General features: G+C 71.1%; 22 protein-coding genes. 8 read left to right on the top strand and 14 right to left on the bottom strand.

Annotated elements, in window-relative coordinates:
- The first annotated feature begins 261 nt into the window (after window positions 1-261).
- From tkt to pgl, 5 genes are all read left to right on the top strand, one after another.
- A complete protein-coding gene (gene tkt, locus AC0B61_RS13995) occupies window positions 262-2,361 on the top strand; it encodes a transketolase (RefSeq protein WP_471740894.1) in 2,100 nt (699 codons plus the stop codon).
- A gap of 87 nt (window positions 2,362-2,448) precedes the next feature.
- The gene (gene tal / locus AC0B61_RS13990) at window positions 2,449-3,591 is read left to right on the top strand and encodes a transaldolase (RefSeq protein ID WP_471740893.1); all 1,143 of its coding nucleotides are present in this window, start codon (window positions 2,449-2,451) and stop codon (window positions 3,589-3,591) included.
- Window positions 3,592-3,652: 61 nt separating this feature from the next.
- Entirely contained in the window at window positions 3,653-5,209 is a 1,557-nt protein-coding gene (gene zwf / locus AC0B61_RS13985; RefSeq protein ID WP_471741045.1) for a glucose-6-phosphate dehydrogenase, read from the top strand.
- Window positions 5,206-6,282, top strand: a complete 1,077-nt coding sequence (gene opcA, locus AC0B61_RS13980) for a glucose-6-phosphate dehydrogenase assembly protein OpcA (protein WP_471740892.1) — start codon at window positions 5,206-5,208, stop codon at window positions 6,280-6,282. Before zwf ends, opcA begins: the two co-directional genes overlap by 4 nt.
- The gene (gene pgl, locus AC0B61_RS13975) at window positions 6,279-7,067 is read left to right on the top strand and encodes a 6-phosphogluconolactonase (protein WP_471740891.1); all 789 of its coding nucleotides are present in this window, start codon (window positions 6,279-6,281) and stop codon (window positions 7,065-7,067) included. Before opcA ends, pgl begins: the two co-directional genes overlap by 4 nt.
- Before the next feature lie 75 nt (window positions 7,068-7,142).
- Here pgl and AC0B61_RS13970 read toward each other — a convergent pair whose 3' ends face one another.
- The 11 genes from AC0B61_RS13970 to uvrA all read right to left on the bottom strand — a co-directional run bounded on the left by AC0B61_RS13970 (window position 7,143) and on the right by uvrA (window position 20,257).
- A complete protein-coding gene (locus tag AC0B61_RS13970) occupies window positions 7,143-7,430 on the bottom strand; it encodes an RNA polymerase-binding protein RbpA (RefSeq protein WP_030238413.1) in 288 nt (95 codons plus the stop codon).
- Window positions 7,431-7,635: 205 nt separating this feature from the next.
- The gene (gene secG, locus AC0B61_RS13965; RefSeq protein WP_471740890.1) at window positions 7,636-7,872 is read right to left on the bottom strand and encodes a preprotein translocase subunit SecG; all 237 of its coding nucleotides are present in this window, start codon (window positions 7,870-7,872) and stop codon (window positions 7,636-7,638) included.
- 87 nt (window positions 7,873-7,959) lie between these two features.
- Window positions 7,960-8,745, bottom strand: a complete 786-nt coding sequence (tpiA, locus tag AC0B61_RS13960; RefSeq protein WP_471740889.1) for a triose-phosphate isomerase — start codon at window positions 8,743-8,745, stop codon at window positions 7,960-7,962.
- Window positions 8,746-8,749: 4 nt separating this feature from the next.
- Complete coding sequence (locus AC0B61_RS13955; RefSeq protein ID WP_471740888.1) at window positions 8,750-9,961, bottom strand: phosphoglycerate kinase; 1,212 nt, start codon at window positions 9,959-9,961, stop codon at window positions 8,750-8,752.
- Between the two features lie 153 nt (window positions 9,962-10,114).
- Window positions 10,115-11,122 (bottom strand): type I glyceraldehyde-3-phosphate dehydrogenase, encoded by a 1,008-nt coding sequence (gene gap / locus AC0B61_RS13950; protein ID WP_471740887.1) that lies wholly within the window; start codon window positions 11,120-11,122, stop codon window positions 10,115-10,117.
- Window positions 11,123-11,423: 301 nt separating this feature from the next.
- On the bottom strand, window positions 11,424-12,404 hold the full coding sequence (gene whiA, locus AC0B61_RS13945) for a DNA-binding protein WhiA (protein ID WP_471740886.1): 981 nt from the start codon (window positions 12,402-12,404) through the stop codon (window positions 11,424-11,426).
- Window positions 12,395-13,492 (bottom strand): gluconeogenesis factor YvcK family protein, encoded by a 1,098-nt coding sequence (locus AC0B61_RS13940; RefSeq protein ID WP_471741044.1) that lies wholly within the window; start codon window positions 13,490-13,492, stop codon window positions 12,395-12,397. The genes whiA and AC0B61_RS13940 overlap by 10 nt, the downstream gene beginning before the upstream one ends.
- A gap of 64 nt (window positions 13,493-13,556) precedes the next feature.
- Window positions 13,557-14,441 (bottom strand): RNase adapter RapZ, encoded by an 885-nt coding sequence (gene rapZ / locus AC0B61_RS13935; protein WP_471740885.1) that lies wholly within the window; start codon window positions 14,439-14,441, stop codon window positions 13,557-13,559.
- A gap of 118 nt (window positions 14,442-14,559) precedes the next feature.
- Window positions 14,560-16,662, bottom strand: a complete 2,103-nt coding sequence (gene uvrC, locus AC0B61_RS13930) for an excinuclease ABC subunit UvrC (RefSeq protein ID WP_471740884.1) — start codon at window positions 16,660-16,662, stop codon at window positions 14,560-14,562.
- A gap of 66 nt (window positions 16,663-16,728) precedes the next feature.
- The gene (locus AC0B61_RS13925) at window positions 16,729-17,220 is read right to left on the bottom strand and encodes a Rieske (2Fe-2S) protein (protein ID WP_471740883.1); all 492 of its coding nucleotides are present in this window, start codon (window positions 17,218-17,220) and stop codon (window positions 16,729-16,731) included.
- A gap of 112 nt (window positions 17,221-17,332) precedes the next feature.
- Window positions 17,333-20,257: an excinuclease ABC subunit UvrA gene (gene uvrA / locus AC0B61_RS13920; RefSeq protein ID WP_471740882.1), complete on the bottom strand. Its 2,925-nt coding sequence runs from the start codon at window positions 20,255-20,257 to the stop codon at window positions 17,333-17,335.
- 276 nt (window positions 20,258-20,533) lie between these two features.
- Here uvrA and AC0B61_RS13915 point away from each other — a divergent pair, with 276 nt between their 5' ends.
- The gene (locus AC0B61_RS13915) at window positions 20,534-21,271 is read left to right on the top strand and encodes a maleylpyruvate isomerase family mycothiol-dependent enzyme (RefSeq protein ID WP_471740881.1); all 738 of its coding nucleotides are present in this window, start codon (window positions 20,534-20,536) and stop codon (window positions 21,269-21,271) included.
- A 48-nt stretch (window positions 21,272-21,319) separates the two neighbouring features.
- Window positions 21,320-21,973 (top strand): MBL fold metallo-hydrolase, encoded by a 654-nt coding sequence (locus AC0B61_RS13910; RefSeq protein WP_471740880.1) that lies wholly within the window; start codon window positions 21,320-21,322, stop codon window positions 21,971-21,973.
- A gap of 259 nt (window positions 21,974-22,232) precedes the next feature.
- On the opposite strand, the gene AC0B61_RS13905 is transcribed toward AC0B61_RS13910, so the two are convergent.
- Complete coding sequence (locus AC0B61_RS13905; protein ID WP_471740879.1) at window positions 22,233-22,496, bottom strand: hypothetical protein; 264 nt, start codon at window positions 22,494-22,496, stop codon at window positions 22,233-22,235.
- A gap of 61 nt (window positions 22,497-22,557) precedes the next feature.
- On the opposite strand from AC0B61_RS13905, the gene AC0B61_RS13900 reads away from it, so the two are divergent.
- The gene (locus AC0B61_RS13900; protein ID WP_471740878.1) at window positions 22,558-23,349 is read left to right on the top strand and encodes a GntR family transcriptional regulator; all 792 of its coding nucleotides are present in this window, start codon (window positions 22,558-22,560) and stop codon (window positions 23,347-23,349) included.
- Between the two features lie 60 nt (window positions 23,350-23,409).
- Here AC0B61_RS13900 and AC0B61_RS13895 read toward each other — a convergent pair whose 3' ends face one another.
- On the bottom strand, window positions 23,410-24,408 hold the full coding sequence (locus AC0B61_RS13895; protein WP_471740877.1) for a TerC family protein: 999 nt from the start codon (window positions 24,406-24,408) through the stop codon (window positions 23,410-23,412).
- Window positions 24,409-24,605: 197 nt separating this feature from the next.
- Window positions 24,606-25,199, bottom strand: coding sequence for a TerD family protein (locus AC0B61_RS13890; RefSeq protein WP_471740876.1), 594 nt, complete (start codon window positions 25,197-25,199; stop codon window positions 24,606-24,608).
- Window positions 25,200-25,362: the final 163 nt, after the last annotated feature.

Raw genomic sequence — 25,362 nt, 5'->3', positions numbered from 1 at the left:
GTCCACCGGAGGGGCGGGAGGCCGCGAACCAGGAGAGCCTGGGACAAAACCAGTCAGACCGGCCTAGTGGGAATCACCATGCGGAAATCCTGGTTGTCCCAGCACGGAGGGTGAGCCCCGGGCCGGACGGTAGGCTCGCACGCAGAAGCGGGATCTACCCTCCGTGACCGGCACCACCCAGCGTCGGGACCACAGCGCCGTGGCCGACCCGGTCCCCATTCACGGGGTCACTCTTCAATACGGAAGGAGCCCTGAGACAGGGTGAGCACTGCGCCGACGAACGCATTCGAGTGGACCGATCTGGACGAGCGCACGGTTGACACCGCGCGCGTCCTCGCGATGGACGCTGTCCAGAAGGTCGGCAACGGGCACCCCGGGACGGCCATGTCGCTGGCCCCGGCTGCGTACCTGATCTTCCAGCGATTCCTGCGCCACGACCCGACCGACCCGTCCTGGGTCGGCCGCGACCGCTTCGTCCTCTCCCCCGGGCACACCAGCCTGACGCTCTACACCCAGCTGTACTTCTCGGGCTACGGCCTGGAGCTGGACGACCTCAAGGCCTTCCGGGTCTCCGGCAGCCGCACCCCGGGCCACCCGGAGCACGGCCACACCGCCGGCGTGGAGACCACGACCGGCCCGCTCGGCCAGGGCATCGGCAACGCGGTGGGCATGGCGATGGCCGCCCGCTACGAGCGCGGGCTGTTCGACCCGGAGGCCCCGGCCGGCGAGTCCCCGTTCGACCACACCATCTGGGCCATCGTCTCCGACGGCGACCTGGAGGAGGGCATCTCCGCCGAGGCCTCCTCGCTGGCCGGCCACCAGAAGCTGGGCAACCTGGTCGCCCTCTACGACGACAACCACATCTCGATCGAGGGCGACACCGAGACCGCCTTCTCCGAGGACGTCCTCAAGCGCTACGAGGCGTACGGCTGGCACGTCCAGCGCGTCGCCCCGAAGTCCAACGGTGACGTCGACGTGGCCGCCCTGGCCGAGGCGCTGGCCGCGGCCAAGGCCGAGACCTCCCGCCCGTCGATCATCGGGATGCGCACGATCATCGCCTGGCCGGCCCCGGACGCCCAGAACACGGCGAAGGCGCACGGCTCCGCGCTCGGCGCCGCCGAGATCGCCGCCACCAAGAAGGTCCTGGGCTTCGACCCGGAGAAGACCTTCGAGGTCAGCGACCACGTCATCGAGCACGCCCGCCAGGTCATCAAGCGCGGCAAGGCCGCCCGCGACCAGTGGCAGCGGTCCTTCGACGCCTGGCGTGCCGCCGACGCGCACCGCGCCGCCGAGTTCGACCGCATCCAGGCGGGCGAGCTGCCCGAGGGCTGGAAGAAGGCCGTCCCGTCCTTCCCGGCCGGCAAGGACGTCGCCACCCGCAAGGCCTCCGGCGACACCCTCAAGGCGCTCGGCTCGGTGATCCCTGAGCTGTGGGGCGGCTCGGCCGACCTCGCCGAGTCCAACCTCACCACCATCGACGAGGACAGTTCGTTCCTGCCCGACGGCAACCCGCTGAAGTCGGCGAGCCCGTACGGCCGGACGATCCACTTCGGCATCCGCGAGCACGCCATGGGCTCGACCATGAACGGCATCGCCCTGCACGGCAGGACCCGCGTGTACGGCGGCACCTTCCTGGTCTTCGCCGACTACATGCGCCCGGCCGTCCGCCTGGCCGCGCTGATGAAGCTGCCGGTCACCTACGTCTGGACGCACGACTCGATCGGCCTGGGCGAGGACGGCCCGACGCACCAGCCGGTCGAGCAGCTGGCCTCGCTGCGCGCCATCCCGGGCCTGGCCATGGTCCGCCCGGCCGACGCCAACGAGACGGCCGTCGCCTGGCGCACCATCGTGGAGCGCCAGAGCAGCCGCCCCGGCCCGGTCGGCCTGGCCCTCACCCGCCAGGGCGTCCCGACCTACGACCGCGAGGTCTTCGGCTCCGCCGAGGGCACCGCGAAGGGCGGCTACATCCTGGCCGAGGCGTCCACCGGCGACCCGCAGCTGATCCTGCTGGGCACCGGCTCCGAGGTCCAGCTGGCCGTCAAGGCCCGCGAGGTGCTGGAGGCCGAGGGCATCGCGACCCGCGTGGTCTCGCTGCCGTCGTTCGAGTGGTTCCAGGAGCAGGACCAGGCGTACCGCGACAGCGTGCTGCCGCCGTCGGTCAAGGCCCGGGTGTCGGTGGAAGCCGGCATCGCCCAGGGCTGGCGCGAGCTGGTCGGCGACCACGGCCGGATCGTGTCGCTGGAGCACTTCGGTGCCTCCGCCGACTACAAGGTGCTCTTCGAGGAGTTCGGCATCACCGCGGAGCGCGTGGTGGCCGAGGCCCACAACGCCCTGCGCGCCCTCGAAGCCGTCAACCGCTAGCCGGCTTCCGGCCGCGCACCCGCCCGCACGCGGGTGCGCGGCCCCTCTGACTACCCCACGAAGCAGAAGAGCAAGGGACTGAGCACCATGACTGACGCACTGAAGCGCCTCAGCGACGAGGGCGTTGCGATCTGGCTGGACGACCTCAGCCGCAAGCGGCTGAACTCCGGCAACCTGGCCGAACTGGTGCAGAACAAGCACGTGGTGGGTGTCACCACCAACCCGACCATCTTCCAGAAGGCCATCGCCGGCAGCGGGGACGACTCCTACGACGGCCAGCTGCGCGACCTCGCCGTCCGCAAGGTCACCACCGAGGAGGCGATCCGCATGATCACCACCTCGGACGTGCGCGACGCGGCCGACGTGCTGCGCCCGGTCTACGACGCCTCCAACGGCCGGGACGGCCGGGTCTCCATCGAGGTCGACCCGCGCCTGGCGCACGAGACCCCCGCCACCGTGGCCGAGGCCAAGCAGCTGTGGTGGCTGGTGGACCGCCCGAACGTCTTCATCAAGATCCCCGCCACCAAGGCCGGCCTGCCGGCCATCAGCGAGGTCATCGGCAAGGGCATCAGCGTCAACGTCACGCTGATCTTCTCGCTGGAGCGCTACAAGGCCGTCATCGACGCCTACCTGACCGGCCTGGAGGCCGCCAAGGCCAAGGGCCTGGACCTCTCCCAGATCGAGTCGGTCGCCTCCTTCTTCGTCTCCCGCGTGGACACCGAGATCGACAAGCGCCTGGACAAGATCGGCGGCGACGCCAAGGACCTGCGCTCCAAGGCGGCCCTGGCCAACGCCCGCCTCGCCTACCAGGCGTACGAGGAGGTCTTCGGCAGCGTCGACGGCAAGTCCGCCGGCACCGACCGCTGGCGCGCCCTGGAGGCCGCCGGCGCCAAGCCGCAGCGCCCGCTGTGGGCGTCCACCGGCGTCAAGGACCCGGCCCTGTCGGACACCCTGTACGTCACCGAGCTGGCCGCCCCCGGCACCGTCAACACCATGCCCGAGGCCACCCTGGAGGCCACTGCCGACCACGGCGTGGTCACCGGCAACACCATCGTCCCCAACTACGACGACGCCAAGGCCGTGCTGGACGCGATCGCCGCCGCCGGCGTGGACTACGACGACGTGGTGCAGGTGCTGGAGGACGAGGGCGTCGAGAAGTTCGAGCAGTCCTGGAAGGAGCTGCTCGACACCGTCACTGCCTCGCTCGCCTCCTTCGCCGACGAGAAGTGATCCCCGCTCACCGCCAGCGCACGAAAGCGGAGCCCATCAAGTGAGCACTGATTTCCCCGAGTTGACATCGGAATCGGACGCGGACGACCTCCCGCCCGCCCCGGTCAACCCGCTTCGTGACCCCTCCGACCGACGGCTCCCGCGCATCGCGGGGCCGTCCGGTCTGGTCATCTTCGGGGTCACCGGCGACCTGTCCCGCAAAAAGCTGATGCCGGCCATCTACGACCTGGCCAACCGCGGCCTGCTGCCGCCGGGCTTCTCCCTCATCGGCTTCGCCCGCCGTGAGTGGGACGACGAGGACTTCGCCAAGGAGGTCCACGACGCCGTCCGGGACCACGCCCGCACCCAGTTCCGGGAGGAGGTCTGGCAGCAGCTCGCCAAGGGCATGCGCTTCGTCCACGGCACCTTCGACGACGACGACGCCTTCGACAAGCTGCGCGAGACCATCGAGGAGCTGGACAAGGCGCAGGGCACCGGCGGCAACTTCGCCTTCTACCTGTCCGTCCCGCCGAAGTTCTTCCCGACCGTCGTCCAGCAGCTCAAGAAGCACGGCCTGGCCGATCCCCCGCAAGGCTCGTGGCGCCGCGCGGTCATCGAGAAGCCCTTCGGCCACGACCTGGAGAGCGCCCAGGAGCTGAACCGGATCGTCCACGAGGTCTTCCCCCGGGACGAGGTCTTCCGGATCGACCACTACCTGGGCAAGGAGACGGTCCAGAACATCCTGGCGCTGCGCTTCGCCAACCAGATGTTCGAGCCGATCTGGAACCGGTCGTACGTCGACCACGTGCAGATCACCATGGCCGAGGACATCGGCATCGGCGGCCGGGCCGGCTACTACGACGGCATCGGCTCCGCCCGTGACGTGATCCAGAACCACCTGCTCCAGCTGATGGCCCTCACCGCCATCGAGGAGCCGGCGTCCTTCCACCCGAAGGCACTGGTGGCCGAGAAGCTCAAGGTGCTCAGCGCCGTCAAGCTCCCGGCCGACCTCGGCCGGCACACCGTGCGCGGCCAGTACGCGACCGGCTGGCAGGGCGGCGAGGAGGTCGTCGGCTACCTGGACGAGGACGGCATCGACCCGGACTCCAAGACCGACACCTACGCGGCCATCAAGCTGGAGATCAACAACCGCCGCTGGGCGGGCGTCCCGTTCTACCTGCGCACCGGCAAGCGCCTGGGCCGCCGGGTCACCGAGATCGCGGTGGTCTTCCAGCGCGCCCCCTACCTGCCCTTCGACTCCTACGCGACCGAGGAGCTGGGGCAGAACGCCCTGGTCATCCGGGTCCAGCCGGACGAGGGCGTGACGGTGCGGTTCGGCTCCAAGGTGCCGGGCACCTCCTTCGAGGTCCGGGACGTCACGATGGACTTCGCCTACGGCGAGTCCTTCACCGAGTCCAGCCCGGAGGCGTACGAGCGGCTCATCCTCGACGTGCTGCTCGGTGACGCCAACCTGTTCCCGCGTCACCAGGAGGTCGAGCTGTCCTGGCAGATCCTCGACCCGATCGAGAAGTACTGGGACGCCCACGGCAAGCCCGCCCAGTACCCGGCGGGGACCTGGGGCCCCGTCGAGGCGGACGAGATGCTCGCACGAGACGGCAGGAGCTGGCGGCGGCCATGAAGATCGACCTCACCGACACGACGTCGAGCAAGATCAACGCCAAGCTGATGGAGGCGCGCCGGGCCAGTGGCTCCGGCGCCGCCGGCATGGTGCTCACCCTGGTGGTCGTGACCGACGAGGGCAGCGCGTACGACGCCCTCAAGGCCGCCAACGACGCCTCCCGCGAGCACCCGATGCGCACCCTCGCGGTGATCAAGCGCGCCGGGCGCTCGCCGCGGGCCCGCGCCGAGACCCGCCTGGACGCCGAGATCCTGGTCGGCTCGGACGCCGGCTCCGGCGAGACGGTCGTCCTGCGCATGCACGGCGAACTCGCCGCGCACGCCCAGTCGGTCGTCCTGCCGCTGCTGCTGCCGGACGCCCCGGTCGTCGTCTGGTGGCCGGACAACGCGCCGCTGCACCCGGCGCAGGACCCGCTGGGCTCGCTCGCCCAGCGCCGGATCACCGACGCCGTCACCGCCGAGTCCCCGGTCGGCCAGCTCGCCCAGCGGGCCCAGAGCTACACCCCGGGCGACACAGACCTGGCCTGGAGCCGGATCACCGGCTGGCGCTCGATGCTGGCCGCCGCGCTGGACCAGCGACCGTCCCGGATCGTCTCCGCGGCGGTCGAGGGCGAGTCCTACAACCCCAGCGTCGAGCTGCTCGGCCTGTGGCTGACCAACCGGCTGCACGTCCCGGTCGAGCGGGTCGTCAGCGGCGGCCCCGGCATCACCGCGGTGCACCTGCGCACCAAGGACGGGGACATCACCCTGGACCGCCCGGACGGCCTGATGGGCACGCTGTCCATGCCCGGCTCGCCGGACCGCCAGGTGGCGCTCAAGCGGCGCGAGACCTCGGAGCTGATCGCCGAGGAGCTGCGCCGCCTGGACCCGGACGACATCTACGCGACGGCCGTGCGCACGCCCGTCGACCGGCTGCACGAGCCGGCCAACGCCGAGACGGCGGCGGCCGAGCGGGTCGCCGACGCGGTCGCCGAGGCTGCCGCGGCCGAGCGGGAGCGGGTGATCACCGAGGCGGCGGACAAGAAGGCCGCGAAGAAGGCGGTCGGCAAGCGCGCCACCAAGGAAAGCGCATGACCAACGCCACCCCGCAGCTGGTCGTCCACCGGGACAAGGAGCTGATGGCCCAGGCGGCCGCGGCCCGGCTGATCACCCGGATCGTGGACGCCCAGGCCGCCCGCGGCACCGCCTCGGTGGTGCTCACCGGCGGCCGCAACGGCAACGCCCTGCTGGCCGCGATCGCCGCGTCCCCGGCGCGCGACGCGGTCGACTGGGGCCGGCTGGACCTCTGGTGGGGCGACGAGCGGTTCGTCCCCGCCGCCGATCCGGACCGCAACGCCGTCCAGGCCCGCGCCGAACTGCTGGCCGCCGTCCCGCTCGACCCGGCGCGGGTGCACGAGATGCCCGCCTCGGACGGGGCGGACGGCTCGGACGTGGAGGCCGCCGCGGCCCGCTACGCCGAGGAGCTGGCGAAGGCGGCCGGGCCGGGCGACCGGCTCGGCGTCCCGTCCTTCGACGTGCTGCTGCTCGGCGTCGGCCCGGACACCCACATCGCCTCGCTCTTCCCCGAGCACCCGGGCGTGCGGGAGAGCGAGCGGACCGTGGTCGGCGTGCGCGGGGCCCCCAAGCCCCCGCCGACCCGGATCTCGCTCACCCTCCCGGCGATCCGGGCGGCCCGCGAGGTCTGGCTGCTGGCCGCCGGCGAGGACAAGGCGGGCGCGGTCGCGCTGGCCCTGTCCGGCCCCGGCGAGCTCCAGGCGCCCGCCTCCGGCGCGTACGGCCGCAGCCGCACCCTGTGGCTGCTGGACCGCGCCGCCGCGGAGCGGATCCCGCCGCAGCTCTACCCGCCGGCCTCGGCCTAGCGGCCCGGAACGCCGAAGGGCGCCACCGTCTGTCGACGGTGGCGCCCTTCTTCGTTCACGTCCACGCGGATCTCGTCAGATCTCGCCGCGGAGCTTCGCCAGTGCCTCGGCCAGGATCGCCTCGCCGTCGGCGTCGGTGCGCCGCTCCCGGACGTAGGCGAGGTGCGTCTTGTACGGCTCGTTGCGCGAGGGCGCCGGCGGGTTGTGCTGGTCCTGCCCGGCCGGGAAGCCGCAGCGCGGGCAGTCCCAGGTGTCCGGGATCGCCGCCTCGGCGGCGAAGCTGGGCCGGGTCTCGTGCTTGTTGGCGCACCAGAAGGAGATCCGGTTGCGCGGGGCGGACTCGCCGCGCTCCGCCTCGCCCATCGGGCCGGCCCCAACCCTGCTGCCACGGATGGCATTGCCACTTGCCACGGTCTGACTCCCTGCGTACTGGTGCGCCGACCCGCCGCGGTGCGCGTCGGTGGCGAAAGTCGTCCTAGTGTAAGCAGGTGTTAAGCATCCACCACTATCGCCTCCGCACCCGACCGTCCCAGGATAGGCGCTCGGGCGACGGGGCGTCAGGGTTGCGTCAGCCCTTGTACTTGAGCAGCAGGCCGAGCACGATGATGCTGGCGAACCAGCCCAGGCCGACCACGATGGTGATGCGGTCCAGGTTGCGCTCGGCCACCGCGGAGCCGCCGCCGGTGGACATCGCGCCACCGCCGAACATGTCCGACAGGCCGCCGCCCTTCCCCTTGTGCAGCAGCACCAGCAGGATCATCAGCAGACTGAAGATGATCAGGGCAATCGAGAACCCGAGAACCACGACGGGACCAACTCTCTCGTATCTTCGGCGAAGGGGCCGGGCCGCGTCCGGCGGTCCGGCCCCAAAGCCTACGTTGCTGCGGCGGCGTTAGCCTACTGCCTGCTCACGGTAGCGCACGATCTTGACGAACTCGTCGGCGTCCAGCGAGGCACCGCCGATCAGGCCGCCGTCGATGTCGGGCTTGGCCATCAGGCCGGCCGCGCTCGACGACTTGACCGAACCGCCGTACAGCACACGGACCTTGTCGGCGAGCTCGGCGCCGTACAGCTCGGCGATCCGCTTTCGGATGGCCGAGCAGACCTCCTGCGCGTCCTCCGGGGTGGCCACCTCGCCGGTGCCGATCGCCCAGACCGGCTCGTAGGCGACCACGATGGTCTCGGCCTGGTGGGCCGGGACGTCCGCCAGGGCGCCGTCCAGCTGGGCCAGGGTGTGCTCGACGTGCGTGCCGGCCTTGCGGACGTCCAGCGGCTCGCCGATGCACAGGATCGGGGTGATCCCGGCGCGGTAGGCGGCCTTGACCTTGGCGTTGACGATCGCCTCGTCCTCGCCGTGGTACTGGCGGCGCTCGGAGTGGCCGATCACCGCGTAGGTGCACTTGAGCTTGGCCAGCATCGGGCCGGAGACCTCGCCGGTGTAGGCACCGGAGTCGTGCTGCGAGATGTCCTGCGAGCCGTACTTGATCTTCATCTTGTCGCCGTCGACCAGGGTCTGCACCGACCGCAGGTCGGTGAACGGCACCAGGACGGCGACCTCGACGGCCTCGTAGTCCTTGTCGGCCAGCGCGAAGTCCAGCTTCTGGGTGTGCTGGATGGCCTCGAGGTGGTTGAGGTTCATCTTCCAGTTGCCCGCCATCAGCGGGAGACGCTCAGTCATGCTTTCAGCCTTCCAGGGCGGCGAGACCGGGGAGCGTCTTGCCCTCCAGGTACTCGAGGCTCGCGCCACCGCCGGTCGAGATGTGTCCGAAGGCGTTCTCGTCGAAGCCCAGGATGCGGACGGCCGCGGCGGAGTCGCCGCCGCCGACCACGGTGAACGCGTCGCTGTCCAGCAGGCCCTGCGCGACGGCCTTGGTGCCGTTCGCGAAGTCCGGGTGCTCGAAGACTCCCATCGGGCCGTTCCAGAACACCGTGCCGGCGTCGGCCACCTTGGCCGCGTACAGCTCGCGGGTCTTCGGGCCGATGTCCAGACCCTCCTGGTCCGCCGGGATCGCGTCCGCGGCGACGACCTCGTAGGTCGCCGGGGTCTTGCCCTTGAGGTCCGGGAACTCGGCGGAGACCAGGACGTCCGTCGGCAGGACGAACTCGACGCCGCGCTGCTCGGCCTCGGCCAGGTAGTTCAGGACGGTCGGGACCTGGTCCTCCTGCAGCAGCGAGATGCCGACCTCGTGGCCCTTGGCCTTGAGGAAGGTGTACGCCATGCCGCCACCGATCAGGATCCGGTCGGCCTTCTTCAGCAGGTTGTCGATCACGGCGAGCTTGTCGGACACCTTGGCGCCGCCGAGCACCACCACGTACGGGCGCTTGACGTCCTCGGTGAGCTTCTTCAGCACGCCGACCTCGGTGGCGATCAGGCCGCCCGCGGCGTGCGGCAGCAGGCCGGGCAGGTCGTAGACCGAGGCGTGCTTGCGGTGCACGGCGCCGAAGCCGTCGCCGACGTACAGGTCGGCCAGCGCGGCGAGCTGCTCGGCGAAGGCCTTGCGCTCGGCGTCGTCCTTGCTGGTCTCGCCGGCGTTGAAGCGCAGGTTCTCCAGCAGCGCGACCTCGCCGTCGCCCAGGGCGGCGACGGTGGCCGCGGCGCTGTCACCGACGGTGTCGGTGGCGAACGCGACGTCCTTGCCGAGGATCTCGCCGAGCCGCTTGGCCGCCGGGGCGAGCGAGAACTTCGGATCCGGCTCGCCCTTGGGGCGGCCGAGGTGCGAGGCGACGACGACCTTGGCGCCGGCCGCGGCGAGCTTGGCGATGGTCGGGGCGACGGCGCGGATCCGGCCGTCGTCGGTGATCGTCTCGCCGTCCAGCGGCACGTTCAGGTCGGCACGCACGAACACGCGCTTGCCTTCGACGCCGGCTTCGATGAGCTCTTCGATGGTCTTCACGGGGATTCGGTTTCTCCTGGGGAGAGGGTTGATGCGCAGAGGCGGCACGGCGCAGGGGCCGCCTGAGGAAGTCCTGGAGCGCGGAGCGAGGGCCCGGTCGGCATGGTGCGCCGTCCGGGCCCTCGCCCCTACATCACGTCAGCTCCCACCGCGTCAGAGCTGCCCACCGACGAGGGTGACCAGGTCGACGACGCGGTTCGAGTAGCCCCACTCGTTGTCGTACCAGCCGAGCACCTTGACCTGGTTGCCCTGGACCATGGTCAGCTGGCTGTCGAAGATGCAGGAGGCCGGGTCGTTGACGATGTCCGAGGAGACGATCGGGTCCTCGATGTAGGCCAGGATGCCCTTGAGCGGGCCCTCCTGCGCGGCCTTCTGGAAGGCGGCGTTGACCTCGTCCTTGGTGACCTCGCGCTCCAGGGTGACGACCAGGTCCGTGATGGAACCGGTCGGGACCGGGACGCGCAGCGAGGTGCCGTCCAGCTTGCCCTTCAGCTCCGGCAGGACCAGGGCGGTCGCCTTGGCGGCGCCGGTCGACGTCGGGATGATGTTCTGCGACGCGGCGCGGGCGCGGCGCAGGTCCTTGTGCGGGAAGTCCAGGGTCACCTGGTCGTTGGTGAACGCGTGCACGGTCGTCATCAGACCCTTGACGATGCCGAAGCTCTCGTTCAGCACCTTCGCCATCGGCGCCACGCAGTTGGTGGTGCAGGAGGCGTTGGAGATGACGTGGTGGTTGGCGGCGTCGTACTTCTCGTCGTTGACGCCCAGGACGATGGTGACGTCCTCGTCGGTGGCGGGCGCCGAGATGATGACCTTCTTCGCGCCGGCGGCGAGGTGCTTCTTCGCGGCCTCGGCCTTGGTGAAGATGCCGGTGGACTCGACGACGATGTCGGCGCCCAGGGCGGCCCACGGAAGGTTGGCCGGGTCACGCTCGGCGGTCACCTTGAAGGTGTGGCCGTCGACGGTGATGCTGTCCTCGGTGTGCGAGACCTCGCCCGGGAAGGTGCCCAGGGTGGTGTCGTACTTGAGCAGGTGAGCCAGGGTCTTCGTGTCGGTGAGGTCGTTGACACCGACGACCTCGATGTCCGCGCCCTGGGCCTTGACCGCCCGGAAGAAGTTGCGGCCGATGCGGCCGAAGCCGTTGATGCCTACCCGGATCGTCACGAACCGATCTCCTCGTTAGGTACGCCGGGCCGGAGCCCGACGGGGGTGAGATTTGGGAAGTCCCCGACCGCCTATGACCCTACCTCTCCGGGGCCTGGGACGGCACATCGCGCCGCTCCGTGAGACCGTGCGTGGCGTGCCCCAAACCCGATTTCAGGCCGTCCGGCCCTGGCCCGGCGGGCAGTTGGTCCCGGGCCTGTGGTCTGTACCAATTCCGGTGGATCGGGACGGCCCGGGAACGCCGACGGCCGGTGCCCGGGGGTCCGGACACCGGCCGTGTTTCGATCACGGACCGTGAGCGTCAGTTCATCGCCATCTCGTCGGTCAGGCTCGCCTCGGTGCTCGGCAGGCCGAGCTCGGAGGCCCGCTTGTCGGCCATCGCCAGCAGGCGGCGGATCCGGCCGGCCACCGCGTCCTTGGTCAGCGGCGGGTCGGCGAGCGCGCCCAGCTCCTCCAGCGAGGCCTGCTTGTGCTGCATCCGCAGCTGGCCGGCCGCGGCCAGGTGCTCGGGCACCTCCTCGCCGAGGATCTCCAGCGCGCGCTGCACCCGGGCGCCGGCCGCCACCGCGGCGCGGGCGGAGCGGCGCAGGTTGGCGTCGTCGAAGTTGGCGAGCCGGTTGGCGGTGGCCCGCACCTCCCGCCGCATCCGGCGCTCCTCCCAGGCGAGCACCGACTCGTGGGCGCCCAGGCGGGTCAGCAGCGCGCCGATCGCGTCGCCGTCGCGGATGACCACCCGGTCCACGCCGCGCACCTCGCGGGCCTTGGCCGGGATGCCCAGCCGGCGGGCCGCGCCGACCAGGGCCAGCGCCGCCTCGGAGCCGGGGCAGGTGACCTCCAAGGAGGAGGACCGGCCCGGCTCGGTGAGCGAGCCGTGCGCCAGGAAGGCCCCGCGCCAGGCCGCCTCGGCGTCGCAGGTGGCGCCGGAGACGACCGCCGGGGGCAGGCCCCGGATCGGGCGTCCGCGGCCGTCGACCAGTCCGGTCTGGCGCGCGAGCAGTTCGCCGTCCTTGACGACGCGGACCACGAAGCGGCTGCCGCGGCGCAGCCCGCCGGGGGCCATCACCACGAGGTCGGAGGAGTGCCCGAAGATCTCCAGCAGGTCCTTGCGCAGCCGCCGTGCCGCCGCTCCGGTGTCCAGCTCGGCCTCGATCACGATGCGACCGCTCACGATGTGCAGTCCACCCGCGAACCGCAGGATCGCCGACACCTCCGCCTTGCGACAGCAGGCCCGGGTGACCGGGAGCCGGCTGATCTCGTCCTTCACCGCTGGAGTCATCGCCATGGCCCGATCCTTCCATGTGTCCGGAAAATCCGGTCGTACGCTGCCGCCAACAGCTCGGGGTCGTGTCGCGGCGTGCCGTCGGCGCGGGCCACCGAACCGAGCACCAGGGCGGCGCCCATCCGCTCGGCGGCCTTCTCCAGGCCGGCGAGGTCCGCCTGGCCGAAGGCGCCGCCGGTGACGGCGCGCTCGTCCACCAGGATCGCATCCACCACGAGCTCCGGAGCGTGGTCGGCGATGACCTCCAGGTGGCGCTGCGGGGTGAAGCCCTCGGTCTCCCCGGGCTGGGGGGCCAGGTTCAGGGTGAGCAGGCGGCGGGCGCGGGTCTCGGTGAGCGCCTTGGCCAGCTCGGGCACCAGCAGGTGCGGCAGCACGCTGGTGAACCAGGAGCCGGGGCCGAGCACCACCCAGTCCGCCTCGCGGACGGCGGTGACCGCCTCCGGGACGGCCGGCGGCCCGTCCGGCAGCAGCCGGATCGACTGGACGGTGCCGGGGGTCACCGCGACGTGGGCCTGGCCGCGGACCGCCGACACCTCGCCGGGGCGCGCCGGGTCGTGGCCGCGGACGGTCGCCTCGATGTCCAGCGGCACCGCCGACATCGGCAGCACCCGGCCCTGCACGTTGAGCAGCCGGCCGACCCAGTCCAGGGCCGCCACCGGGTCGCCCAGCTTCTCCCACAGCGCGACGATCAGCAGGTTGCCGACGGCGTGGCCGCCGAGCTCGCCGTTGCCGGTGAAGCGCTGCTGGATCACCTCGGACCAGGTGCGGCCCCAGTCGTCGTCCCCGCACAGCGCGGCCAGCGCCTTGCGCAGGTCGCCCGGGGGCAGGACGCCCAGTTCGGTGCGCAGCCGCCCGCTGGAGCCGCCGTCGTCGGCGACGGTGACGACCGCGGTGAGGTCGCTGGTGAGCCGGCGCAGTGCGGACAGCGAGGCGGACAAGCCCTGGCCGCCGCCGAGCGCGGTGATCCTGGGCGCCGGGTTGGAGCGGGCGGGACCGCTGCGCGGACGGCTCGGCGCCGTGGGCCGGGCCGGGCTGCCCGCCCGGTCACCGGTCCTGCTCTGCGGCTGCCGCCCGGGCACGTATCCCGCCACACTCACCTCGCGTTCCTCGGGCCCGCCACTCGCTCCACCGGCGGGCCCGGCAGGGAAGGCGGGGCTACTCCCGTCCCATGTCACGGTGGACGAGCACCGTCTCGACTCCGTCGGCGATGAGACGCTTGGTCAGACGCTCGGACATGGCGACGCTACGGTGCTTGCCACCGGTGCAGCCTACGGCAAGCGTCATGTAGCGCTTCCCCTCGCGCCGGTACCCCTCGGTGACGATGCGCAGCAGCTCCGCGTAACCGTCCAGGAACTCGTTGGCGCCGGGCTGCTGGAACACGTACGCGGCGACGTCGGTGTCGGTGCCGGTGCGGGCCCGCAGCTCGGGCACCCAGTGCGGGTTGGGCAGGAAGCGGCAGTCCACGACGAGGTCGGCGTCGACCGGCAGGCCGTACTTGAAGCCGAAGGACATCACGGTGGCGCGCAGCTCGGGCTCGTCGTGGTCGGCGAACTGGGCGTCCAGCTTGGCGCGCAGCTGGTGCACGTTGAGGTTGGAGGTGTCGATCACCAGGTCGGCCTCGCCGCGCAGGTCGCGCAGCAGGTCGCGCTCCTGGGCGATGCCGTCCACGATCCGGCCGTCGGCCTGCAGGGGGTGCGGGCGGCGCACGCTCTCGAAGCGGCGCACCAGCGCATCGTCGGAGGAGTCGAGGAAGACCACCCGGAGCCGGACGCCGCGCTTCTCCAACTCGTCGAGCGAGGTGAGCAGGTCGTCGAAGAACTGGCGGCCCCGGACGTCCACGACCACGCCGATCCGGGCGACGTTGCCCTGGGAACGGGCGCCCAGGTCGACCATGGTCGGGATCAGGGCCGGCGGCAGGTTGTCCACCACGAACCAGCCGAGGTCCTCCAGGCACTTGGCGGCGGTGGAGCGGCCGGCTCCGGACATGCCGGAGATGATCACCAGCTCCGGCGCGTTCTCGGCCACGTCTGACACGGTCACTTCGGTTCCCCGCTCTCGGTCTTTCTGCTGGGGAGAACGCGCACGGCTCGGCTGCCCTTCCCCGGCCCGGGCAGGCGGGCGGGGCCGGGGCGCACCGGCTGACGGGCGGCGTCGGCCGTCATGGCGTCTCCTGGGATGGTGCGGTCCGGGGTGCTGCTGCCGCCGGCTCGGCGGCGAGGTCGGCCCCGTCCTCGATGATCTCGCCGGTCGCGGTGTTGACCGCGGGTGCGGCGGGTGTACGGGACGACAACGCCGCCGCAACGGTCTCCGCGGTGCGGCGTCCGATGCCGGGTACCGCGCAGAGCTCGTCCACGGTGGCGGCCCTGAGCCTCTTCAGCGAGCCGAAGTGCTTGAGCAGCGCCTGGCGGCGAGTCTCGCCGAGCCCCGGGACGGAGTCCAGCTCCCCGGCGGTGAGTCGCTTGGAACGCTTGTTGCGCTGGTAGCCGATCGCGAAGCGGTGGGCCTCGTCGCGGACCCGCTGGAGCAGGTACAGGCCCTCGCTGGAGCGGGGCAGCACCACCGGGTCGTCCTCGCCGGGCAGCCAGACCTCCTCCAGGCGCTTGGCCAGGCCGCACAGCGCGACGTCGTCGATGCCGAGTTCGTCCAGGGCGCGTTTGGCGGCGGCGACCTGCGGCCGGCCGCCGTCGACCACGAGCAGTTGGGGCGGGTAGGCGAAGCGCTTGGGGCGGCCGTCCTCGTCCCGGGCTCCGCCGGGCTCCGCCGTGCCGGGCTCCACGCTGCCGGGCGCTGCTGTGCCGGGCTCGTTGCTGCCGGGCTCGTTGGTGCCGGGCTCGTCCTCCTCGGGGACGGCCCACTCGCCGGTCTGCTCGCGCTCCTGGAGGTAGCGGCGGAATCGGCGGCTGATCACCTCGTGCATCGAACGGACGTCGTCCTGGCCCTCGAAGCCCCTGATCTGGAAGCGCCGGTACTCGCTCTTGCGGGCCAGGCCGTCCTCGAAGACGACCATGGAGGCGACCACGTCCTCGCCCTGGAGGTGGGAGATGTCGTAGCACTCGATGCGCAGCGGGACGGAGTCCAGCTCCAGCGCGTCGGCGATCTCCTGGAGGGCGCGGCTGCGGGTGGTGAGGTCGGAGGCGCGCTTGGTCTTGTGCAGCACCAGCGCCTGCTGGGCGTTGCGCTGCACGGTGGCCATCAGGTCCTTCTTGTCGCCGCGCTGCGGGATGCGCAGGTCGACCTGGCTGCCGCGCAGGCCGCTCAGCCACTCCCGCACCGGCTCGACCGGCTCCGGCAGGGCGGGGACGAGCACCTCGCGCGGGACGGACTCGCCGCCGCCGTAGAGCTGCTGGAGGGCGTGCTCGACCAGGCCGGCGGTGTCCACGTCCTCGACCTTGTCGGTGATCCAGCCGCGCTGGCCGCGCACCCGGCCGCCGCGGACGTGGAAGATCTGCACGGCGGCTTCGAGTTCGTCCTCGGCGACGGCCAGCAGGTCGGCGTCGGTGGCGTCGGCGAGCACGATGGCGTTCTTCTCCATCGCGCGCTTGAGGGCGCCGATGTCGTCCCGCAGCCGGGCCGCCTTCTCGTACTCCAGCTCGGCCGCGGCCTCCTGCATCTGCTCTTCCAGGCGGCGCAGGTAGTTGCCGGTACGCCCGGCCATGAAGTCGCAGAAGTCCTCGGCCAGCGCCAGGTGTTCGTCCGCCGAGACCTTGCCGACGCAGGGCGCGGCGCACTTGCCGATGTAGCCGAGCAGGCAGGGCCGGCCGACCTGCCGGGCGCGCTTGAAGACGCCGTTGGAGCAGGTGCGGACGGGGAAGACGCGCAGCAGCAGGTCGACCGTCTCGCGGATCGCCCAGGCGTGCCCGTACGGGCCGAAGTAGCGCACGCCCTTCTTGTGCGCCCCGCGCATCACCTGGACCCGCGGGTACTCCTCGTTGAGCGTGACGGCGAGTTCCGGATAGCTCTTGTCGTCGCGGTACTTGACGTTGAACCGCGGGTCGAACTCCTTGATCCAGGAGTACTCCAGCTGGAGCGCCTCGACCTCGGTGCCGACCACGGTCCACTCCACCGAGGCGGCGGTGGTGACCATGGTCGCGGTGCGCGGGTGCAGGCCGGCCAGGTCCTGGAAGTAGGACGACAGGCGCGGCCGCAGGCTCTTGGCCTTGCCGACGTAGATGACCCGGCCGTGGGCGTCGCGGAACTTGTAGACGCCCGGGGAGACCGGGATCGACCCGGGCGCCGGGCGGTAGGTGCTCGGGTCAGCCATGGGTCCACCGTACCGACAGGGGGCGGGGGTGCGGAGGGGAGATCGACTCGGTGGTGCTCAACTGCTTCAGCTCGGGGTCACCTTGAGGTTTCCGCCCTCGACCGTGACGGTGTAGGCGGGCAGCGGGGAGGGGGCCGGGCCGTCCTGCACGGCGCCGTCGGCGACGCCGAACCGGCTGCCGTGGCAGGGGCACTGGATCTGCTGGTTCTTCACCTGGTCCACGATGCAGCCGGCGTGGGTGCACTTGGCGCTGAACGCCTTGTACTGCCCGGCGGTCGGCTGGGTGACGACGATCTTCTGCTCGCGGAAGACCTTGCCGCCGCCCTCCGGCACGGCCGAGGCCGGGCCGAGGTCCACCGGGCCCTTGGAGGCGCTGCTCGCGCCGGAGGAGGACGAGGACGACGACGAGGAGGAGGACGAGGACGACGACGAGGAGGAGGACGACGAGGAGCCGCAGCCGGCGACCGCCACGGTGCCGCCGGCCGCCAGCACGGCCGCGGCCCCGCAGAGCAGGGTGCGGCGGGAGGCGGTGGGGCTCGTCTCGGGGGCCTCGGACATCGGTGCGCTCCTACGGTTGCTGCTGCGAGGGACCACGGAATTCTATGTCGCGCACACCCCGCCGCTCCCGCGGTTCGGCGGGCTCGGGAGCGGCGGGGCGGGGCGGGCGGGCCTACTTCTTCGCCGCGGCGGCGCGCTTGCGCGGTGCCTTCTTCGCCGGGGCGGCGACCGGAGCGGCGACCGGGGCGTCCTCGAACTCACCCGGCAGGATGTCCCGCAGGAACTTGCCGGTGTGGCTCTCCGGCACGGCCGCGATCTGCTCCGGGGTGCCCTCGGCGACCACCATGCCGCCGCCGGAACCACCCTCGGGGCCCATGTCGACGACCCAGTCCGCGGTCTTGATCACATCGAGGTTGTGCTCGATGACGATCACCGTGTTGCCCTTCTCGACCAGCCCGCTGAGCACCTTGATCAGCTTGCTGATGTCTTCGAAGTGCAGACCGGTGGTGGGCTCGTCCAGCACGTAGACCGTCCGCCCGGTGGAGCGCTTCTGCAGCTCCGAGGCGAGCTTGACGCGCTGCGCCTCGCCGCCGGACAGCGTCGGCGCGGACTGGCCGAGCCGGACGTAGCCGAGGCCGACGTCGTTGAGCGTCCTGAGGTGCCGGGCGATCGCCGGGACGGCCTCGAAGAAGGCCAGCGCCTCCTCGATCGGCATGTCCAGCACCTCGGCGATGGACTTGCCCTTGTAGTGCACCTCCAGCGTCTCCCGGTTGTACCGGGCGCCGTGGCAGACCTCGCACGGCACGTAGACGTCCGGCAGGAAGTTCATCTCGATCTTGATCGTGCCGTCGCCCGAGCAGTTCTCGCAGCGGCCGCCCTTGACGTTGAAGGAGAACCGGCCGGGCAGGTAGCCGCGGACCTTGGCCTCCTGCGTCTCCGCGAAGAGCCGGCGGACGTGGTCGAACACCCCGGTGTAGGTGGCCGGGTTGGAGCGCGGGGTGCGGCCGATCGGCGACTGGTCGACGTGCACCACCTTGTCCACCTGGTCGGTGCCGGTGATCCGGGTGTGCCGGCCGGGCACGCTGCGGGCGCCGTTCAGCTCCCGGGCGAGGTGGGTGTAGAGGATGTCGTTGACCAGCGTCGACTTGCCGGAGCCGGAGACGCCGGTGATCGCCGTGAAGGTGCCGAGCGGGAACCCGACCGTGACGTCCTTGAGGTTGTGCTCGCGGGCGCCGTGGACGGTCAGCTGGCGCTTCTTGTCCCGCTCGCGGCGGCCGGCCGGGATCGGGATGGACCGCTTGCCGGAGAGGTACTGGCCGGTCAGCGACTCCTTGTTGGTCAGCAGCTGCTTCAGCGAACCGGAGTGCACCACCTTGCCGCCGTGCTCGCCGGCGCCCGGGCCGATGTCCACCACCCAGTCCGCCGTCTTGATGGTGTCCTCGTCGTGCTCGACCACGATCAGCGTGTTGCCGATGTCGCGCAGCCGCACCAGCGTCTCGATCAGCCGGTGGTTGTCCCGCTGGTGCAGGCCGATGGACGGCTCGTCCAGCACGTACAGCACGCCGACCAGGCCGGAGCCGATCTGGGTGGCCAGCCGGATGCGCTGGGCCTCGCCGCCGGACAGGGTGCCGGCCGCGCGGTCGAGCGAGAGGTAGTCCAGGCCGACGTCGACCAGGAAGCGCAGCCGCTCGTTGACCTCCTTGAGGACCCGCTCGGCGATCTGCTCGTCCCGGGCGTTGAGCTTCATCGCGCCGAGGAACTCGGCGCAGTCGCTGATCGACATCGAGGAGACGTCGGCGATCGACCTGTCCTCGACGGTGACCGCGAGCACCACCGGCTTCAGCCGGGTGCCCTGGCACGTCGGGCAGGGCACCTCGCGCATGTAGCCCTCGAAGCGCTCGCGGCTGCTGTCGCTCTCCGCCTCGGTGTGCCGGCGCTGGATGAACGGCACCGCGCCCTCGAAGCCGGTGCTGTACGAGCGCTCGCGGCCGAAGCGGTTGCGGTAGCGGACCTCCACCTGGTGCTTGTGCCCGTACAGCAGCGCCTTCTTGGCCCGGGCGGGCAGCCCGGCCCACGGGAGGTCGGTGCGGAAGCCGAGCTCCTGGGCGAGCGCGTCGATCAGGCGCTGGAAGTACTCCTTGGCGTGCCCGGCCGACCACGGGTGGATCGCGCCCTCGTCCAGCGAGCGTTCGACGTCCGGCACGACGAGCTCCGGGTCGACCTCCATCCGGTTGCCCAGGCCCGAGCAGTCCGGGCAGGCGCCGAACGGCGAGTTGAAGGAGAACGAGCGCGGCTCCAGCTCCTCGAACGACACGTCGTCGTACGGGCAGTACAGGTGCTCGGAGTACATCCGCTCGCGCTCCGGGTCGTCCTCGGGGAGGTCGACGAAGTCGAGCACGATCATGCCGCCGGACAGCCGCAGGGCCGTCTCGACCGAGTCGGTGAGCCGCCGCTTGGCGCTCTCCTTGACGGTCAGGCGGTCGACGACCACCTCGACGGTGTGCTTCTCCTGCTTCTTGAGCTTCGGCGGCTCGGCGAGCTGGACCGTCTCGCCGTCCACCCGGGCGCGGGAGTAGCCCTTGGACTGGAGGTCGGCGAAGAGGTCGACGAACTCGCCCTTGCGCTCGCGCACCACCGGGCTGAGCACCTGGAACCGGGTGCCCTCGGCGAGCTCCAGCACCTTGTCCACGATCGCCTGCGGCGACTGCTTGGCGATCGGGCGGCCGCAGTGCGGACAGTGCGGCTTGCCGATCCGGGCGAACAGCAGGCGCAGGTAGTCGTAGACCTCGGTGATGGTGCCGACGGTCGAACGGGGGTTGCGGTTGGTGGACTTCTGGTCGATCGAGACGGCCGGGGAGAGGCCCTCGATGAAGTCCACGTCGGGCTTGTCCATCTGCCCGAGGAACTGGCGGGCGTAGGACGACAGCGACTCGACGTAGCGGCGCTGGCCCTCGGCGAAGATCGTGTCGAAGGCGAGCGAGGACTTGCCGGAGCCGGAGAGGCCCGTGAAGACGATGAGGGAGTCGCGGGGCAGGTCGAGCGAGACGTTCTTGAGGTTGTGCTCGCGAGCACCGCGGACGATGAGGCGGTCGGCCACTGCTTCTGGCGCCTTTCTCCGGGGCGAGAGGGCTTGCGGGGAGATTCGGTACTTCTTCCAGGATGCGGCAGCCAGCCTATAGCTCAGACGTTCGAATCTCGACTCTGTCCAGCCGGGACCACCCGAACGAGTGATGGCGACCGCCGGACCGTCCGTACCCGCACCGCCCGCAGCTCCCGAAACCCCCTGCTCAGGGCCGTGATTCGGCGATAGCGTCGCCTGGTCAACGAGCGAAGCCCCCGTGGGCAACGCGTCGTCTCACAGAAGGAAGATTCGATGACCGACCCGCAGTCCGCCGCCGCCTCCGCCGCCTCCTGGCTCAGCCAGGTCGAGGAGAGCACCCAGCGACTGTTGCAGACCGTCTCCGAGCTGAAGCCCGAGGCCGTCACCGAGCCCTCCGCCCTCCCCGGCTGGACCCGCGGCCACGTGCTGGCCCACCTCGCCCGCAACGCCGACTCCCTGGTCAACCTGCTCGACGGCGCCCGCACCGGCACCGACATCCCGCAGTACGCGAGCGGCGAGGTCCGCGACCAGGACATCGAGCGCGACGCGCCCCGCCCGCTCGACGTCCACCTCGCCGACCTGCGCGCCTCGCACGCCCGCTTCGCCGCGGCCGCCGTGCTGATGACCCCCGAGGCCTGGTCCGCACCGGTCAAGCACCGCACCGGCTACGTCTTCCCGGCCTCCGACATCCCGCACAAGCGCCTGCTGGAGCTGGAGTACCACCACGTCGACCTGGCCGCCGGGTACACCCCCGACCAGTGGCCGGAGGACTTCGCCGTCGCCCAGTTCCGCAAGCTCGCCGCGGACCTGGCCGACGAGGCCGGCCTGCCCGCCGCGCTGCTGGTCGCCGACGACTCCGGGGACCGCGCCGTGATCGGCTCCGGCGAGCCCACCCTGACCGTCGAGGGCCCCGTCCGGGCGCTCACCGCGTGGCTCTCCGGCCGCTCCGACGGCGCCGCCCTGCGCCGCACCCCCGACACCGCCCTCCCCCAGCTTCCCCCGATGGGCTGACCGCGCGAGGATGACCCTGAACCCTGTAGCCGGACGAGGAGCAGTGGCATGACGTACCACGGAGCGGTCAAGGTCGGCGGACCGCCGGACGTGCGCGAGCTGGCCCACCTGATCATCACCAAGGTGGCCGTCGGTCCGTACGACAACAACGCCTACCTGCTGCGCTGCCGGGCCACCGACGAGCAGCTGCTGATCGACGCGGCCGCCGACGCCCCGGTGCTGCTGGAGACCGTCGGCGACGAGCTCGCCACCGTCGTCACCACCCACCGGCACCACGACCACTGGGGCGCCCTGGCCGAGGTGGCCGCCACCACCGGCGCCCGCACCGCCGCCGGCGAGCACGACGCCGAGGGCATCGAGGTGCCCACCGAGCTGCTGCTCGCCGACGGCGACAGGCTGCGGGTGGGCCAGGTCGAACTCACCGCCCGGCACCTGGTCGGCCACACCCCGGGCGCGATCGTGCTCGTCTACGACGACCCGCAGGGCCACCCGCACGTCTTCACCGGCGACTGCCTCTTCCCGGGCGGCGTCGGCAACACCTGGGGCGACCCGGAGGCCTTCAAGACCCTCTTCCGGGACGTCAACGAGAAGATCTTCGACGTCCTCCCCGACGAGGCCTGGGTCTACCCCGGCCACGGCAACGACACCACCCTCGGCGCCGAACGCCCGCACCTCGAAGAATGGCGCGAGCGCGGCTGGTGACGAACTCCGGGCCGGTGGCTCCAGTTGGAGCCGACCGGCCCGGATCACGGCTCGCCGCCCGAGAGGTGTCGAGCACACGTACACGTCGGCTCAGCGCAGCGGCACACCAGCACAACGGCCCCGGACAGCTCCCGGATTCCGCCGGGACAGGCCCAGTGCGCATCCAACTGGCATTCGGCACTGACGTAGCGCCCCGCCCTGCCCACGTCGAAGCGGATCACGGTGCCGGTCGGCGAGGCCGACCGGCGTGCGGCGGGGGTCACGACCAGACCCCCAGGTCGATCATGTTGCAGTCCTCCAGTTCGACCCAGACGATGACTTCGCCCGTGGCATCGGTGGAGCCCCACTCGCAGCCCGACCGAAGGATGTCGAGCACCTCGGTCCACTGCGTCGACGAGGTGTCGGCCGGAGCAGTCGTCGAGAGCCGGACGCGGCCGGCTCTTCCCTTGGTGATTCGCACGGGAGCCCCAGCAGCCTGACCGAGAGAGGCCTTGAGCAGGCTCGTGCGCATGCTGATCTGCACCGACATTCCCCTTATCGAGACAGTGGAACCGTATCGATATAGTAGCTGTGCGAGCGTTACGGTGTCAGCCGCAACGCACCATTCGGAGCGAGGAGGCCGAGGCGTGAGCGACACACCCTCTTACCTGCACGTCGCGGACGCCTTGCGCGGCCACATCACCTCCCAGCGGCTTCAGCCAGGTGATCGAATGCCGTCCATCAGTGCGCTTCAGCGCGAGCACAAGGTCTCGACCGGCGTGATCCATCGGGCCTACGCCGTACTGATCGACGAAGGGCTCGTGCTGGCCCGCCCGGGCGCCGGGTACTACGTCAAGTCCCAGGAGCCTCCGGCCGTCCTGGTGCGGCGCCCGCACGCGGCACCCGGCGACGGATCGCCCACGGAGGCCGCCCTCGCCCGCCAAGGCGTGGCCGGTACTTGGCGGCACGAGTCGCAGCCTCGTGCCGCCGACGCCCGGATCGCGGCCCGGTTGGAGATCCAGCCCGGCGAGCCGGTGATGCACACCAGCTACGTCTACCTGGCCAATGGTGATCCGGCTCAACTGGCCGAGAGCTGGGAGCCCATGGCGATCACCGGCGGCAGCCTGATCGTCCTGCCGGAGGCCGGCCCACACTCCGGTATCGGCGTCGCCGACCGGATGGCTCTCATCGGCATCGAGGTCAGCGTCCCGGTCGAACGGGTCACCGCCCGCCAGGCCACCCGCTCCGAGGCCCAGGCCCTCGGCGTCGCGCCCGCCGTACCCGTCATGGCGATCGAGCGCACCTACTACGACCAGGCCACCGGCCGCCCGGTCGAGACCGCCGACATCGTGCTGCTCGGCTCGCGTTGGGTCGCCGAGTACGGTCGGCGACCATAAAGCTGAGCCCCGCCGCCGGATCACGATCCGGCGGCGGGGCTCCAACTCGATCAATCTCGGTCAGGCGTCGAGCTTCGTCTGCTCACGCTCGGCCTCGGCGGCCTTCTTGGAGGCCCGCAGGCTGGTGAAGGTCGTCACCGCCAGCACCACCACGATGAAGCCCAGCGAGAACGGGATGCCGATCTCCGGCACGTTCGCCCCGGCCTCGTGGGCGGCGTGCAGCACCAGCTTCACGCCGATGAAGCCGAGGATCACCGACAGGCCGTACGACAGGTGGACCAGCTTCTTCAGCAGGCCGCCGATCAGGAAGTACAGCTGGCGCAGGCCCATCAGGGCGAAGGCATTGGCGGTGAAGACGACGTACGGGTCCTGCGTGAGGCCGAAGATGGCCGGGATCGAGTCCAGGGCGAACAGCACGTCCGTGGTGCCGATCGCCAGCATGACGATCAGCATCGGGGTCATCAGCCGGCGGCCGTTCTCCCGGATGCTGCTCTTCTCCCTCACGAAGAGCTTCGTGCCGTGGTACTTGTCGGTGGACGGGAAGCGCTGCTCGATGGACTTGAGCAGGCGGTTCTCCTCGAACTCGTCCTCCTCCTCGCCGGCCCGGGCCTCCTTGATCAGCTTCCAGGCGGTCCAGATCAGGAAGGCGCCGAAGATGAAGAACACCCAGGAGAACTGGGCGACCAGCGCCGCGCCGCCGGCGATGAACGCCGCCCGGAGCACCAGCGCGATGATCACGCCGAACATCAGCACACGCTGCTGGTAGATCCTGGGCACCGCGAACTTGCCCATGATCAGGATGAACACGAAGAGGTTGTCGACACTGAGCGACTTCTCGGTGATGTAGCCGGCGAAGAACTCACCCGCCGGCTGCCCGCCGGAGTGCCACCAGAGGAACCCGCCGAAGAGCACCGCCAGTGCGACCCAGACGGCCGTCCAGATCCCGGCCTCCTTGATCGAGACCTCGTGCGGCTTGCGGCCACCGATGAAGAAGTCGGCCACGATCAGTGCGATCAGCACACCGATCGTGGTGACCCACATGGTTACGGAAACGTCCACTACTGCTCCTCCGGCAGGTAGGCGAGACGGTCATCGTCACTGCCGGAGGTCTCTTCCGCCCGTCGGGCCAGCGCCCCGGGGTGCCACGACGGGCACCCGTGATGACGGGGTCGGCTGTCGAGGAATACTCCCCTCCGCTGCCATCCAGAGTAACAGCGAAGGCAAGGAAAGGTAAAGAAGGTAAAGAACCGTCGGCCTCAGAGATACGGGTCGATCGCGGGCAGCAGGTCCTGGAAGGTCCGCCCCTTCGCCGGCGCGCCGATCGCCTGCATCTCCCAGCCGCCGTTGCCGTCCCGGACCACCTTGGCCATGATCTGCCCCGTGTGCGGCCCGCCGCCCGCGAGCTCGTAGCGGGCCAGCTCCTGCCCGGTCGTCTCGTCCACCAGCCGGCAGTGCGCCCGCTGCACCTCGGCGAAGGTCTGGCCGGTGTACGAGCTCACCGTGAACACCACCTGGGTGATGTGCGCCGGCACGTGCATCAGGTCGACCAGGATCGCCTCGTCGTCGCCGTCGACACCGGCACCGGCACCGGAACCGCCCTCCAGATTGTCGCCGGTGTGCCGCACCGAGCCGTCGTCGCTCTCCAGGTGCTGGAAGAACACCACGTCCGACGGGGTCTTCTCGGCGTACAGCAGCGCCGAGGCGTCCAGGTCGATCGTCCTGGTGCGGCTGCCGAACAGGCCCCGCTTGGGGGCCGCCTGCCAGCCGAGGCCCATCCGGACCACGGTCAGGGCACTGCCCGGCCCCTTCTGGAGGCTGACCCGCTGCCCCTTGGCAAGGTTCACCGACACGACGTTGTCCTCTCTGCCGACCAGGCGGTCGCGGCCGCCCGGCCCCCGGTGGAACACCCCGTCGCCGTCCCCCGGCTGAGGCCCCCTCTGCTACGGCCCGCGCCCGTCCCGTGAACACGATGCCGCAGGCCAGCCTAGGCCCTGCGGCACCCCCGTCTCCCCA

Source organism: Kitasatospora sp. NPDC023385, from assembly GCF_055664045.1.
This window is presented reverse-complemented; position numbering and strand designations above follow the sequence as displayed.